This window comes from Sphingomonas sp., from assembly GCF_035490575.1.
Lineage (GTDB): Bacteria > Pseudomonadota > Alphaproteobacteria > Sphingomonadales > Sphingomonadaceae > Sphingomonas.
In genome coordinates this window covers 1-12,997 of record NZ_DATJLI010000077.1, presented here as the reverse complement: position 1 = coordinate 12,997, position 12,997 = coordinate 1, and the positions used below count along the sequence as shown (strand labels likewise).

At 65.5% G+C, this 12,997-nt stretch carries 17 protein-coding genes and 1 tRNA gene; 11 read left to right on the top strand and 7 right to left on the bottom strand.

Annotated features, from left to right (window positions below):
* The 3 genes from VL973_RS05905 to VL973_RS05895 form a co-directional block, all read left to right on the top strand.
* Nucleotides 1-1,728: heme lyase CcmF/NrfE family subunit (locus tag VL973_RS05905; protein ID WP_325283104.1), on the top strand; the 1,728-nt coding region annotated here is incomplete at its 5' end.
* Nucleotides 1,725-2,252 (top strand): DsbE family thiol:disulfide interchange protein, encoded by a 528-nt coding sequence (locus tag VL973_RS05900; protein ID WP_325283103.1) that lies wholly within the window; start codon nt 1,725-1,727, stop codon nt 2,250-2,252. The genes VL973_RS05905 and VL973_RS05900, both read left to right, overlap by 4 nt.
* Nucleotides 2,253-2,272: 20 nt before the next feature.
* The gene (locus VL973_RS05895; protein ID WP_414712199.1) at nt 2,273-2,653 is read left to right on the top strand and encodes a cytochrome c-type biogenesis protein; all 381 of its coding nucleotides are present in this window, start codon (nt 2,273-2,275) and stop codon (nt 2,651-2,653) included.
* Here VL973_RS05895 and VL973_RS05890 read toward each other — a convergent pair.
* A complete protein-coding gene (locus VL973_RS05890; RefSeq protein WP_325283101.1) occupies nt 2,634-3,155 on the bottom strand; it encodes a GNAT family N-acetyltransferase in 522 nt (173 codons plus the stop codon). The two genes, VL973_RS05895 and VL973_RS05890, sit on opposite strands and share 20 nt — an antisense overlap.
* 79 nt (nt 3,156-3,234) lie before the next feature.
* Between VL973_RS05890 and VL973_RS05885 the strand changes: the two genes are divergently transcribed.
* The 3 genes from VL973_RS05885 to VL973_RS05875 all read left to right on the top strand — a co-directional run bounded on the left by VL973_RS05885 (nt 3,235) and on the right by VL973_RS05875 (nt 5,067).
* The gene (locus VL973_RS05885; RefSeq protein ID WP_325283100.1) at nt 3,235-3,867 is read left to right on the top strand and encodes a glutathione S-transferase family protein; all 633 of its coding nucleotides are present in this window, start codon (nt 3,235-3,237) and stop codon (nt 3,865-3,867) included.
* A gap of 67 nt (nt 3,868-3,934) precedes the next feature.
* A complete protein-coding gene (locus tag VL973_RS05880) occupies nt 3,935-4,303 on the top strand; it encodes a dihydroneopterin aldolase (RefSeq protein ID WP_325283099.1) in 369 nt (122 codons plus the stop codon).
* A complete protein-coding gene (locus tag VL973_RS05875) occupies nt 4,300-5,067 on the top strand; it encodes an SDR family oxidoreductase (RefSeq protein WP_325283098.1) in 768 nt (255 codons plus the stop codon). Before VL973_RS05880 ends, VL973_RS05875 begins: the two co-directional genes overlap by 4 nt.
* Here VL973_RS05875 and VL973_RS05870 read toward each other — a convergent pair.
* Nucleotides 5,064-5,852, bottom strand: coding sequence for a hypothetical protein (locus VL973_RS05870; RefSeq protein ID WP_325283097.1), 789 nt, complete (start codon nt 5,850-5,852; stop codon nt 5,064-5,066). The genes VL973_RS05875 and VL973_RS05870 overlap by 4 nt on opposite strands.
* A gap of 321 nt (nt 5,853-6,173) precedes the next feature.
* On the opposite strand from VL973_RS05870, the gene VL973_RS05865 reads away from it, so the two are divergent.
* From VL973_RS05865 to VL973_RS05845, 5 genes are all read left to right on the top strand, one after another.
* A complete protein-coding gene (locus tag VL973_RS05865) occupies nt 6,174-6,851 on the top strand; it encodes an energy transducer TonB (RefSeq protein ID WP_325283096.1) in 678 nt (225 codons plus the stop codon).
* Between the two features lie 71 nt (nt 6,852-6,922).
* Complete coding sequence (locus tag VL973_RS05860) at nt 6,923-7,732, top strand: MotA/TolQ/ExbB proton channel family protein (RefSeq protein ID WP_325283095.1); 810 nt, start codon at nt 6,923-6,925, stop codon at nt 7,730-7,732.
* Nucleotides 7,733-7,838: 106 nt separating this feature from the next.
* Nucleotides 7,839-8,318, top strand: a complete 480-nt coding sequence (locus VL973_RS05855; protein ID WP_325283094.1) for an ExbD/TolR family protein — start codon at nt 7,839-7,841, stop codon at nt 8,316-8,318.
* A gap of 26 nt (nt 8,319-8,344) precedes the next feature.
* Nucleotides 8,345-8,770: an ExbD/TolR family protein gene (locus VL973_RS05850; protein ID WP_325283093.1), complete on the top strand. Its 426-nt coding sequence runs from the start codon at nt 8,345-8,347 to the stop codon at nt 8,768-8,770.
* Between the two features lie 201 nt (nt 8,771-8,971).
* Nucleotides 8,972-9,334 (top strand): tetratricopeptide repeat protein, encoded by a 363-nt coding sequence (locus VL973_RS05845; protein ID WP_325283092.1) that lies wholly within the window; start codon nt 8,972-8,974, stop codon nt 9,332-9,334.
* A 119-nt stretch (nt 9,335-9,453) separates the two neighbouring features.
* Here the strand turns inward: VL973_RS05845 and dcd are convergent, their stop codons facing one another.
* The 5 genes from dcd to VL973_RS05820 all read right to left on the bottom strand — a co-directional run.
* Nucleotides 9,454-10,005, bottom strand: a complete 552-nt coding sequence (gene dcd / locus VL973_RS05840) for a dCTP deaminase (protein ID WP_325283091.1) — start codon at nt 10,003-10,005, stop codon at nt 9,454-9,456.
* A 147-nt stretch (nt 10,006-10,152) separates the two neighbouring features.
* Nucleotides 10,153-10,689, bottom strand: coding sequence for a transcription termination/antitermination protein NusG (gene nusG / locus VL973_RS05835; protein ID WP_325283090.1), 537 nt, complete (start codon nt 10,687-10,689; stop codon nt 10,153-10,155).
* Nucleotides 10,690-10,702: 13 nt separating this feature from the next.
* Nucleotides 10,703-10,900, bottom strand: coding sequence for a preprotein translocase subunit SecE (gene secE / locus VL973_RS05830; protein ID WP_325283089.1), 198 nt, complete (start codon nt 10,898-10,900; stop codon nt 10,703-10,705).
* A 229-nt stretch (nt 10,901-11,129) separates the two neighbouring features.
* Nucleotides 11,130-11,205: transfer RNA gene (locus VL973_RS05825), tRNA-Trp, on the bottom strand.
* Between the two features lie 52 nt (nt 11,206-11,257).
* Nucleotides 11,258-12,997 (bottom strand): putative bifunctional diguanylate cyclase/phosphodiesterase (locus VL973_RS05820; protein WP_325283088.1); only part of this gene is annotated, 1,740 nt, incomplete at its 5' end.

Genomic DNA, 12,997 nt, shown 5'->3' with positions numbered 1-12,997 from the left:
GACATGTCGGTGCTGCTGGTCGCGCAGAACAGCCATTCGGCCAAGCCGATGATCTACAAGATCGCCGGCGCATGGGGCAATCACGAAGGGTCGATGCTGCTGTGGGTCACGGTGCTGAGCCTGGCGGGCGGGGCGATCGCGTTGCTGGAGCGGCGGCTTGAGACGCGCACGCTGATCGCGACGCTGGGGGCGCAGGCGCTGATCGCACTGGGTTTTTACGCGTTCCTGCTGTTCGCCTCCAATCCCTTTGCCCGGCTAAGCCCCGCGCCCGCCAACGGCAATGGATTGAACCCGCTGTTGCAGGACCCCGGCCTCGCCTTCCACCCGCCGACCTTGTATTTCGGCTATGTCGGGCTGTCGGTGGCGTTCAGCTTTGCCGTCGGCGCGCTGGTGACGCGCGATGTGGGGGCGGCGTTTGCCCGCGCGATGCGGCCATGGGTGCTGGGCGCTTGGATTTTCCTGACCATCGGCATCACGGCGGGCAGCTACTGGGCCTATTACGAACTGGGCTGGGGCGGCTGGTGGTTCTGGGACCCGGTCGAAAATGCCTCGCTGATGCCGTGGCTGGCGGCGACGGCGCTGCTGCATTCGGTGACGGTGCTGGCGACGCGCGACGGGCTTCGCGCATGGACGGTGATGCTGGCGGTCGTGGCGTTCAGCATGTCGATGGTCGGCACGTTCCTGGTCCGGTCGGGCATCCTGACCAGCGTTCACGCCTTTGCCGTCGACCCCGCGCGCGGCAGCTTCATCCTGGCGCTGCTCATCCTGTATATCGGCGGCGCGCTGGCACTGTTCGGCGCGCGCGTCGGCACGGTGAAGCAGGGTGCGACGTTCGAGCCGGTCAGCCGTGAAGGCGCGCTGGTGCTCAACAACCTGCTTTTGTCGGTCATTCTGGGCATCGTCCTGATCGGCACGCTCTATCCGATTGTCGCGCAGGCGATGGGCACGCAATTGTCGGTCGGCCCGCCTTTTTTCAACAAGACCACAGTGCCCATCGCATTGGCGCTGATGATCGGCATGGCGGTCGGCCCGATGATCCGCTGGCGCCGCGACGAGGGGCAGGCGTTGCTCGGCCGCGTGACGGTGCCGGTTGCGGTGGCGGTGTTCACGGCCGCCGGCTTCTTTGCCTTTGCCGCCGATGCCGGGGTGTTCTCCATTCTGGGCCTTGGCCTTGCCGCCGGGCTGGCGGTGGCGAGTGTCGCGCCGTTGTGGAAACGCAACCTGCTTCGCACGCCGCTGTTCACCTGGGGCATGGTGATCGCGCATCTGGGCGTGGCGGTCAGTGTTGCAGGCATGGCGAGCGAACGGGCGTTCACCGTCGAACGGCTGGTCGCCGCGCGCGTCGGCGATGCCTTCTGGGTCGGGCCATATCGCATCGAAATGCGCGGCATCCGCCCTGCAATGGGTCCGAACTGGTCCGCGATCGAAGGCGCGCTGCAAGTGCGGCGTGGCCAGGGTGAGGCGTTCTGGATGCAGCCGCAAAGCCGCTTCTTCGCCGATCCGCCGACCGTGACGAGCGAGGCCGATATCCTGACCGCGATCGACGGACAGCTTTATACCGTGCTTGGTCAGCCCGATGGGCGCGGGCGCTGGCAATTGCGGCTGTGGTGGAAGCCATGGGTGACGCTGATCTGGGCGGGCGGCGGGCTGATCGCGCTGGGCGGACTGCTCAGTCTGATCGGCCGCGTCCGGCGGGAACGGCGCCAGCGCGCGGTGGTGTTCGCGTGAAGCGGCGGCTGATCTGGCTGCCACTGATCGCTTTTGCCGCGCTGGCGACGGTCGCCGTCTATGGCCTGTTCCGGCCCGACAACAGCACGATCCGATCGGCGCTGGTGGGCCAGCCGCTGCCCGACTTCACGCTGCCCGCGATGGTGGCGGGCAAGCCAGGCCTGACGCGTGCCGACATGACCGGCGGCGGTCCGCGCCTGCTCAACATCTTCGGCAGTTGGTGCATCCCCTGCATCGCGGAGGCGCCGCAGTTGATGCAGTTGAAGCAGCGGGGCATCGCCATCGACGCCATCGCCATTCGCGACACCGGCGCTGCCGTCCGTCGCTTCCTGTCCGACCATGGCGACCCCTATGTTCGGATCGGCGACGATCCGCAGAGCCGGGTTCAGCTCTCGCTCGGCTCGTCGGGCGTGCCGGAGACATTCGTGATCGACGCCGAAGGGCGCATCGCCCATCAGCATATCGGCCCGATCAACGCCAGCGACGTGCCCGCCATCCTGAAAGCATTGGAGGATGCGCGGTGAAGCGGCTGATCCTTCCGCTGATGGTTGTCGCCGCGCCGGTGCTGGCGCAATCGAACCGTCCGCCCGCCACGCTGGCCGACACCCAGCTTCCCGATCCCGAACAGGAGCGGGAGGCAAAGGCGCTGATGGAAACGCTGCGCTGCATCGTGTGTCAGGGGCAGGCAATTGCCGATTCGGATGCCGAAATGGCAGGCGACATGCGCGCATTGGTGCGGGAACGGATCGCGAAGGGGGAGGACGCAAACGCCGTTCGCGACTGGCTGATCGAGCGTTACGGCGATTATGTCAGCTACGACCCGCCGCTCAGCGCCGCGACCGCGCCCTTGTGGATCGCGCCGCTCCTGTTGCTGGCGATCGGCGGCGCGATCGCCGCGCGCAGCTTCAGGCGGCGTCGGCGCTGACGCGCGGCTGAACGTCGCCCGCCTTGTCCGGCACGCCATTACCCAGCGCCAGCAGGCGATGCGCGTCGAACGGACCCGGCAAGCGCCACCGGCCCGTCCGCTCGGCGGTGAAGCCGAAAAAGCGGCCATAATAATCGGGGTCGCCGATCAGCATCAGCGCATCGCCACCCGCGATATCGCCGTGCCCCGCCCGTGCGATCGCCGCGCGGGTCAGCGCCCGGCCGATGCCGACATCCTGGTGTGCGGGCGACACCGCGATCGGCCCGACCAGCACCATCGGCACGCGCGTGCCGTCATCGGCGGCCAGCGTTACCGGCCAGCACTGAATACTGCCGAGCAGTTCATCCCCGATCGCCGCCGCCAGGCTAAGGTCGCAAATCGCCGTCACCCCTTCGCGCAGGCGATAGGCGGTGCGGCCATGGCGATCGGTCCCGAATGCCGCATCCAGCAGCGATTCGATGCGATCGGGGGCGATTCTGGCAATGGGGATCAGGTCGAACAACGCTGGCGGGTGCCTTTCGCCGTGACTATCACGGGCGGCGCGCCATAACGCCGTCATGTGACAAGACAAGGGGAAACGGATGCGCCTTTACGATTCGCCGACGGCGCCCAGCCCGCGCCGGGTCCGCATCTTCGCCGCTGAAAAGGGCATCGCGCTCGATCGGGTCGAGGTGGATCTTCGCAGCGGTGAGCATCTGCGCGAGCCGTTCCTGTCGATCAATCCCGCGGGCGCGATCCCGGTGCTGGAGACCGATGACGGTGCGCGCCTGACCGAATCATCGGCCATCTGCCGTTATCTTGAGGCATCGCATCCCGAGCCGTCCCTGTTTGGCACAAGCGCGATTGACATCGGCCGGATCGAGCAATGGGTCCGCCGGGTCGAGGGCGAGGGCTACGGCGCGGCGGTCTATTTCTTCCGCAACAGCGTAAAGGCTTTTGCCGGGCGCGGGCTGGTGGGGGCCGCGCCGTCGGTCCCCCAACTGCCCGAACTGGTCGAGCGGGGGCAGGTGATGTGGGACGCGTTCATGGCCGAACTCGACACGCATCTGGCCGATCGAGAATGGATTGCGACCGACCGCTACAGCTATGCCGACATCACCGCGCTGGTCGCGGTCGATTTCGGCGTGCGCGCCCGGCTGGCGGTGCCCGATGATGCGGCCAACGTCGCGCGCTGGCACGCGGCGGCCAGCGCCAGGCCCAGCGCCGGCGCCTGACTGGCGGGGCGGTTCCGGCTTTGCTAGGGCCGCCCCCGCTTCCTCTCTTTCATCAAGGGCGATATCCTTGTCCGACAGCCTCAAGCTCCAGGTGCGCGATCTAAAGGTCGACGTGCTGACCGGCGTCTATTCCGAAGAGACGCATCTGCCGCAGCCGCTTTTGATCTCGATCACCGTCGACCTTGCGATGGCCGAGCATTTCGCCCCCGACACGCCGCTGTCGGCATCGAAGAGCTATCTCGACCTGAAAGCCGCGGCGACCGAGCTGCCCGCGGGCGTGCATTTCACGCTGATCGAGGCGGTGGCCGACCATATCGCCGACACGCTGTTCATCGGCGACGAACGCGTGCTGCGCGTCGAGGTGGAAATCATCAAGCTGGCAATCGCCGAAGCGGACGAGCGGATCGGCGTCACCATGGTCCGCCACCGCCCGTGACCGCGCGCCCGATCGCGCTCGTCACCGGAAGCTGTCGCCGGCTGGGCGCGCATATCGCGGCGGCGCTGGGAGAGGCCGGATATGACCTGGTGCTCCACGCCAGTCGCGCGCCCGCACCGGACGCGTGGTTGATCGAACGGCTCGACACAGCGGGCGCGGCGCATCGCGCCCTGGCGTGCGACCTTGACGATCTGGATGCCGCCGATGCGCTGGTCGGTCGCGCGGCCGATGCGTTCGGCCGACCGGTATCGCTGCTGGTCAACAACGCCTCGCGCTTTCAGGTCGAGGAACAGGGGCTGCCGGGCGGGCGGGCGCTGGTCGATCATTTCCGCGTCAATACCGCCGCGCCCGTGGTGCTGGCACGCGCGCTGGCCAACGCGCTGGGCGCGGACGGGCAGGGCGCGGTGGTCAACATCCTGGACCAGCGGATCGCGCATCCGCCCGCCGACCAGCTCGCCTATACCTTGTCGAAACAGGCGCTGGCAGAGGCGACACGCACGCTGGCGCGGGTGCTGGCGCCGAATGTGCGGGTCAATGCCGTGGCACCCGGTTTGACGATCCCCACCGGCGATTATGGCGACGCGCAACTGACGCGGCTGGCGGCATCGATGCCGCTGGGGCGGCTGTCACGGCCACAGGATGTTGCGGCCGCCGTCGTCTATCTGGCGCAGGCGCTCGCCAGCACCGGTCAGACGCTGTTCGTCGATGGCGGCGCTGGCCTGCATGATTTCGCCCGCGATTTCCTCCACCTGGAACGCGATTAGGTCGCGGGTTCTGCGCTGTCGCAGCTTCCCAGCGCGCGCAGGACATAGGTATAGTCCTCCGCCGCCAGCGCCGCGCGCCCCGGTTCCTCGTTGGCGGTGGCGCTTTCGGGCAGCGTGCGGGGCAGGCCGCAGGCAAGCCGATACCACAGCAATGTGTCGCGCTCGGGCGGTCCGGCGGCTTCGTCCACGATTTCGCCCAGCGCGACGGCCCATCGGCGCTGTTCGCCAGGGCGGCGGAGGACCAGGATCGACACCGGGTCGCCGCTTTCGGTCTGAAGGAATATCTGCGTCTCACCCTCACCCGGCAGGCTGCCCGGGACGTGGAAGGCATTGCCGATCCCCGTGATCGCGGGCGGTGCGTCGGGCGACAGGATGTCGCGCACGACCCGCTTGATCTGTGCATCGTCGCCGGGCGTCCAGGCTATCTGCGAATCGGGCGCGATCAACTGGATCTGGCTCGGCCGACCGGCCACCGGGCGCGCAAAGGCGATGACACGTTGGCGCTTGAGTTGCGGCGGCCGGCCACGCGCATCATTCGGCACGTCGACTAGCCAGCCGAGCCGCGGCGGCACCGCGCCGGGGCCGCGAATCAGGGCGGCCAGATCGGCCTCAACATAAAATCGTGTATGATTCGTTCTCACGCCCGCCGCCTCGGCGCCTTTTATCCGCACCGCGCTGCGAATGGTGGCGTCGACGATCAGGGGCGCGTCCAGCACGCGATCGACCGTGACGGCATAGGGCTGGACCGGGGCGACCGGTGCGCCCTGCTGCCCGCTTTCGGCCATGATCTGACGGCCAACCGCCGGATTCAGCGGAGCGGAAGCGAGTGTTATCGTTAGCAAAAGCATTGCGTTCATGGCATGGCATCCTACGCGATGCGGTTGGCGGGTTACAGAAATAAATCCGTCAACGATGGCTTATACGTTTGTTGCGTCCGACAAACCGTTTGCGTCACGTCGGATGCGGCGATAACAATCGAGCCTCCGAACAGGCCGAGTGCCGCACCGGAGCAGCGGGCTTGGCGCGCCGCCGCATTTTGGGCACAATGTGTCCGAAGTGCGGGGCTTAAGGCCCACTCGCGGGAATTGAGGGAGTGTCGTTACTGAATGGCCTACGCTGACCAAAAACCAGGCTCTGGCCGGATCATCGCGATCGTCATCGTTGCGGCGATTCACGCGGTGCTGGGCTATGCCTTCGTGACCGGCTTGGCGTTCCAATACATCAAGCAGGCTCAGGAAAAGATGAGCACGTTCGACGTTGTCGAGGAGCCGCCGCCTCCGCCCGAGGAGCCGCCCCCCCCGCCGCCCGAACAGCCGACCACGCCGCCGCCGGTCGTTACGCCGCCGCCGATCGTGAAAACCAACACGCCGCCGCCGGTTCAGGTTCAGGCGGTGCGGACGCCGCCGCCGGTCTATGTGCCGGTGCCGATCGCCGCGCCCCCCGCACCGCCCGCTCCGGTCGCACCGCCGGCGCCCCCCGCGCCCAAGGTAAACAAGGCCGCTGGCGCGCGCGGCAACCCCGCCGACTGGATCACGCAGGACGATTATCCGCCCAGCGCGATCCGTGCCGAGGAACAGGGCACGACCGCAATTTCGTGGACGATCAGCACCAGCGGTCGTGTCGAAAACTGCACCGTGACCTCGTCCAGCGGCTCGCGCGCGCTTGATGACGCGGCCTGTCGTGCCATCACGCGCCGTGGCCGCTATACCCCGGCGCAGGACCAGAACGGCAACCCGATTGCGACCAAGCAATCGCGCCGCGTGGTGTGGCGTCTGCCAGAATAATGACGACCAGATGGTCCGGGTCGCCGACGACCCGGACCGGCCCCAACCTTTCGTAAAGGATCCATCTGAACATGCTCACCACCATCCTTGCCGCCGCGCCAGCGGCCGAAGGCGAAAACCCTTATGGCCTGATGGCCGCGCTCGAACAGGGCGGTATCATCGCGCAGGCAACCTTCGGGATCATGGTCCTGATGTCGGTCGTGTCGTTCTACATCCTGTTCACCAAGCTGTTCGAGCAGCAGAAGATCATGAACCAGGCAAAGCGCGTCCGCGCCGAGTTCTGGCGTTCGAACAGCCTGCGTGAAGGCGCCGCCAAGCTCGACAAGAACTCGGCCTATCGCCAGCTGGTCGATGACGGCATCCAGGCGCAGGAACAGCACGCCAAGCTGACCGATCCGGTCGAAGCGCATGACTGGCTGCACGGTTCGCTCGCGCGTTCGGAAGCGGCGATCAATTCGAAGCTGGGTGGCGGTCTCGCGTTCCTGGCGACCGTGGGTGCGACCGCGCCGTTCATCGGCCTGTTCGGCACGGTTATCGGTATCTACCGCGCGCTCATCAAGATCGGCATGTCGGGTCAGGCGTCGATCGACGCGGTTGCCGGCCCGGTCGGTGAGGCGCTTATCATGACCGCGCTGGGTCTGGCCGTGGCCGTTCCCGCCGTGCTTGCCTATAACTGGCTGCAGCGTCGCAACAAGGCGATTGCCGAGGACCTGGCCGCGTTCTCGACCAACGTTCTGGGCTACCTTGCTTCGAACGGTGCGGTGCGTCCGGCTGCGAACACGGCTGCCGCGACGGCTTCGACCAAGGCGACCCCGGCGACCAAGCCTGCTGCGCCTTCGACGACGGCCGGCCAGGTTGGCGGCGCGCAGACCCGCGGCTGATCTTCGCGGTGAATGACAGGTCCCGTCCGCGGCGCAGCTCGCGCCAAGGATGGGGCCGGGGCCTGATCGAACCGGTCGGGCGCCAGACAAGGATAGGAACGCGCAAATGGCGATGAGCGTAGGCGGCGGTGGCGACGAACGGCCGATGTCGGACATCAACACCACGCCACTGGTGGACGTGATGCTGGTGCTCCTCATCATCTTCCTGATCGCGGTGCCCGTGGTGCTGCAATCGGTCGATGTTCAGTTGCCCAAGGTCGAATTCGAGCCGACCACGACCAAGCCCGAAAACATCAACCTCGCAGTGCGCGGCGCGCCCGATGGCAATTGCGAGGTGTATTGGAACCTGACCCGCGTGAACAGCGACGAGCTGCTCGATCGGGCCGTCGCCAACCTGAAGGGTGTGGTCGATCGTCTGGGTAACAACCTGACGCCCGATGATATTCCCGAAGTGCATATTCGCGGTGACGTGAATACGCCTTATAAGTGCATCGGCGGCACCGTTTACCAGATGCAGCAGGCGGGCTTCATCAAGGTCGGCTTCATTTCCGAGCCGCCCGCGGGCACCGGTGGCCGTCGCGTTTGACGCGACGGTCCAGAGGAGACTGACATATGGCAATGAGCGGTGGCACCGAAGACGGTGAACCGATGGGCGAAATGAACACGACGCCGTTGATCGACGTCATGCTCGTGTTGCTCATCATGTTCATCATCACCATCCCGATCCAGACCCACGCGGTGAAGGTCGACCTTCCCCAGGATTCGGCGAACCAGAACCAGCCCCAGGTCGATCCGGTCAAAAACAAGATCGTGATCGCGGCGGACGGAACGCTGACCTGGAACGCGGCGCCGGTGAACGAAGTGACGCTGACCCAATATCTGGATCAGACGACGCAGATGAGCCCGGAGCCGGAGCTTCACTTCCAGCCCGATTCGGCGGCTCGCTATGAGCGCGTCGATCAGGTGCTGGCAATCGTGAAGCGGGCGAACGTGACGAAGCTCGGCTTCATCGGCAACGAGCAATATCGCGAGTTCTGACCGGCCTAGCTTCGGCTGTGATCTTCAGACAAAGGGCGGCCGAAAGGTCGCCCTTTTTTGCGTTTGCGGCATGAAAAAATTGCACCTGCGCCGACGTTCTGCCGTCCAAGCTTGGAATGGGCTTGTGTCATGATACCGAAACACTACTGTCATCAAAGTGACACCGAAAAGTCACGGAACAGAAATGATAAGGAAAGTGACATGCAGATGTTCAAAGCAATGATTGTCGCGGCGATGCTGGGCGTTCCGGCGGCGTCGGCCGTGGCGCAGGACCGGACCGATCCCTATTCGCACGATGCGATCGAGAACGGGCGGTTCGCTGAGGCTGAAACGTCATTGCGCGCGCAACTCGCGCTTGCGCCGGCAAAGCCTGAATTGCTCATCAATCTCGCGGCAATCTATGCGCGCACCAATCGGCTCGACGCCGCGCAATCGCTCTACACGCGTGCGTTGACGGCGGAGAATGTATCGCTGCTGCTAAAGCCCGATGTCGCGCTCAACTCGCACGACATCGCACGACGCGGGCTGAACAAGCTCGACCAGCAGCGAATGGCTTCGCGCTGACCGAACGGGGCGGGGCGCGTCGTCGCGCCGCTCCGATCCGCCCGCCAATTGGGCGGCCTGTTCCTGCAACGCCCGCGCCAGAACTATGCCCGCCCTCCGGCGGTGGTCAGCGCAGCGCGCTACAGCCGCGGCAGCGTAACCCCGCGCTGCCCCATATATTTGCCCGCCCGGTCGGCATAGCTGGTCTCGCATGGTTGATCGCCACGCAGGAACAGAAACTGGCACGCGCCTTCATTGGCATAGATTTTGGCCGGAAGCGGCGTGGTGTTGGAAAACTCCAGCGTCACATGCCCCTCCCATTCGGGTTCGAGCGGCGTGACGTTCACGATGATCCCGCAGCGCGCATAGGTCGATTTGCCAAGGCAGATGACCAGCACGTCGCGCGGCACCCGAAAATATTCGACCGTCCGGGCCAACGCGAAGCTGTTGGGCGGAATGATGCACACATCGGTCTTGCGGTCGACAAAGCTGTTGGCGGCGAAATCCTTTGGATCGACCAGGGCGTTGTCGACATTAGTGAAGATCTTGAACTCGTCGGCGACGCGCGCGTCATAGCCATAGGAGGACAGGCCGTAGCTGATGCAGCCCTCGCGCCGCTGCCCCTCGACAAAGGGTTCGATCATGCCGGCCTTTGCGGCGTCGCGAATCCAGTGGTCGGACAGGATCATCATGCTTCCCCAAATCGTCGAGGCGGCTTGTTGCGGCGTGCGGCATGAAAGCGCAAGCGTCGCATCGGTCAGGCGCAGATGTGCAAAAGGGGCGGGGCGATGCCTGGCACCGACCCGCCCCCATAGATGACCGCTCGAACGGCCCCGCGTTTACTTGCTGCGTTCGACCTGTTCGAAATCAAGTTCGACCGGGGTGGCGCGACCAAAGATCGACACCGCGACCTTCACCTTCGCCTTGTCGAAATCGAGTTCCTCGACCAGCCCGTTGAAGCTGGCGAAGGGACCGTCGAGCACCTTGACCGAATCGCCGATCTCGAAATCGACGCGGATCTTCTGCTTCGGCGCGGCCGCGGCTTCTTCCTTGGAATTGAGCATCCGTGCGGCTTCGGTATCGCTGACCGGCTGCGGCTTGCCCGACGACCCCAGAAAGCCCGTCACCTTGGGCGTGTTCTTGACCAGGTGATAGACATCGTCGTTCAGCTCGAGCTTGGCGAGCACATAGCCGGGCATGAACTTGCGTTCGGCCTGGACCTTCTTGCCGCGACGCACTTCGGTGATCTGTTCGGTCGGAACCTCGATCGCCTCGACCAGCTGCTCAAGACCCATGCGGGCCGCCTCCGACAGGATCGAATCGCGGACCTTGTTCTCGAAACCGGAATAGGCGTGGATGATGTACCAGCGCGCCATCGTTGAACTGTCCTTATTGCGCGAGGGAGAGGAGGGATTTGACGATCGAATCGAAGATCGTGTCGACCCCGAGGAAGAACAGCGCCAGCAATGCGGTCATGATGACGACCATCACCGCGGTCATCACGGTTTCGCGGCGCGTCGGCCACGCCACCTTGGCGGTTTCGGCGCGCACCTGGCGCATGAACTCGACTGGGGACGTCTTGGCCACGATTGTCCTGTTCCTCAAAACGATAGGCCGACCGCCGGGCATGGGGCCGCTGCCCGTCCCTTGTGGTGCGGTGCGTCCCATCCAGATTGTCGGATTAGGGGTCGGGACATAGCGTGTCCGTGCCGCACGGGCAAGGGGCGGTTGGCGACGGGCTGGCGCCGTCGCAAGTCACGGCCATGCCACGCGCGGGCAGCGGCGGTATCGGATCAGCGATGCGGGAAATTGCGGCTGGCAGGAGTGCACGGACTCGAACCGTGGGCCCTCGGTTTTGGAGACCGATGCTCTACCAACTGAGCTACACTCCTTCAGCCGGAGGCGGGCTTTAGCGTGGGCGGCGGGATCGGGCAAGCGGCGTTTTCAGGCCGCGACGCCGTTCATGGCGCGGCGACGGCGCGTGGCGAGTTCGCGTGCCTCCGCGACGGGCAGCGGGCGGCCGAAGTAAAAGCCCTGGACCTTGTTGCAGCCAAGCTGGCGGACCATCGTGTGTTCGCCTTCATTCTCGACCCCTTCCGCCGTTGTCGTCAGGCCCAGCGAATCTGCCAATGCAACGACCGCGCGGATGATCGCGATCGCTTCGCGCCCGCCATTTGACGCGGCGTGGACGAAGCTGCGGTCGATCTTGATCGTCGAAAAGCGCGCGCGCGACAGATAGCCGAGCGAGGAATAGCCGGTGCCGAAGTCGTCAAGGCTCAATCGGCAACCCAGGTCGAGCAGTTGTTCCAACACCTTGATCGCGCCGGTCCCTTCACGCAGGAACACGCTTTCGGTAACTTCCAGTTCAAGCCGGTCGGCGGTAATCCCCGATTGCGCGATCGATTGCGCCACCACCGATACAAAGGCGGGGTTGTGGAGTTGTTCGGGGGAGACGTTGACCGCGATGCGGATGTCGTCGTCCCACTTCGCGGCCTCGTTACAGGCATGGCGCACGACCCATTCGCCGATCGGCGCGATCAGGCGAGCATCCTCGGCCAGCGGAATGAACTTGGCGGGGCTGATCGCGCCCAGTGTCGGATGCGTCCAGCGCAGCAGCGCCTCGAAACCGTTGAGGCGGCCGTCCTGGGCATCGACCACCGGCTGGAAGTTCAGGTGCAGTTCGTCGTTCTGCAGCGCGTTCCGCAGCGCGATTTCGAGCACGCGGCGCTCTTCGGCCTCGACATGCAGTTGCGGCTCATAGCTGTGATAGACGCCGCCGCCGGCGTCCTTTGACCGGTAAAGCGCCAGGTCGGCCGACCGGATCAGCATTTCGGCGGTGCGCCCGTCACGCGGGCCGACCGCCAGGCCGACGCTGGCGCCGATATACAGCGTGTGCTGGTCGACCTCATAGGGTTGCGACAGATCGTCGATGATGCGCCGCGCCAGCACGGTCAGCCGATCCGGGTCGCGCGCGTCGCGCACCACCACGGCGAATTCGTCGCCGCCCAGGCGCCCGATAATCTCGTTCTCGCTCATCATCTGGCGCAACCGACCCGCCACGCGGCCCAGCAACCGGTCGCCGACCGGATGACCAAGCGAATCGTTGATTGCCTTGAACCGGTCGAGGTCGATCATCATGAAGCCGCAGCGCGATCCCCATTTTTCGGCGTTCGCCATGGCGTGCGCCAGCGCTTCGTTGACCAGCATACGGTTGGGCAGTCCGGTCAGCGCGTCATATCGGGCCAGGTGATTGATGCGGTCATTCGACTGGCGCTCGGCCGTCACGTCCGATCCGACGCCGCGAAAGCCGATAAAGGCGCCGCGATCGTCATGGCGGGGGTTGGCGGCGATTTTCAGCCAGCGTTCCTCGCCTTTGATCGTCACCGGCAGCCACAGGTCGCGAAACGGCTCCCGCGCCTTGAGCTTCTCGGCGAGCATGTGTAGGCCCGCGGCGAACTTGCCCGTTTCCCATTGCGGCCCGGCCAGCACCTGAAGAAAGGGCAGACCGTTGATCGATACCGGGTCCAGCCCCACGGCATAGGCGAAACGGGGATTGGCGCGGACCACGCGGCGCTGGGCATCAATTTCCCAAAGCCAGTCGGCGGTGTCGTCCTCGACCTCGCGCAGCAGCAGGCTGACGGTTTCGTCGCGTTCGCCGATCGCGATTTCCTGTGCGCGGATGAC

Bases quoted from the DNA above. Each gene is read 5' to 3' on its own strand.
- VL973_RS05885 (WP_325283100.1), top strand. From the start codon at position 3,235: ATGCGCCTTTACGATTCGCCGACGGCGCCCAGCCCGCGCCGGGTCCGC.
- VL973_RS05845 (WP_325283092.1), top strand. From the start codon at position 8,972: ATGCAGATGTTCAAAGCAATGATTGTCGCGGCGATGCTGGGCGTTCCG.
- nusG (WP_325283090.1), bottom strand. From the start codon at position 10,689: ATGGCGCGCTGGTACATCATCCACGCCTATTCCGGTTTCGAGAACAAG.
- VL973_RS05895 (WP_414712199.1), top strand. From the start codon at position 2,273: ATGGTTGTCGCCGCGCCGGTGCTGGCGCAATCGAACCGTCCGCCCGCC.
- VL973_RS05855 (WP_325283094.1), top strand. From the start codon at position 7,839: ATGGCGATGAGCGTAGGCGGCGGTGGCGACGAACGGCCGATGTCGGAC.
- VL973_RS05865 (WP_325283096.1), top strand. From the start codon at position 6,174: ATGGCCTACGCTGACCAAAAACCAGGCTCTGGCCGGATCATCGCGATC.
- VL973_RS05850 (WP_325283093.1), top strand. From the start codon at position 8,345: ATGGCAATGAGCGGTGGCACCGAAGACGGTGAACCGATGGGCGAAATG.
- VL973_RS05870 (WP_325283097.1), bottom strand. From the start codon at position 5,852: ATGGCCGAAAGCGGGCAGCAGGGCGCACCGGTCGCCCCGGTCCAGCCC.
- VL973_RS05860 (WP_325283095.1), top strand. From the start codon at position 6,923: ATGCTCACCACCATCCTTGCCGCCGCGCCAGCGGCCGAAGGCGAAAAC.
- dcd (WP_325283091.1), bottom strand. From the start codon at position 10,005: ATGATGATCCTGTCCGACCACTGGATTCGCGACGCCGCAAAGGCCGGC.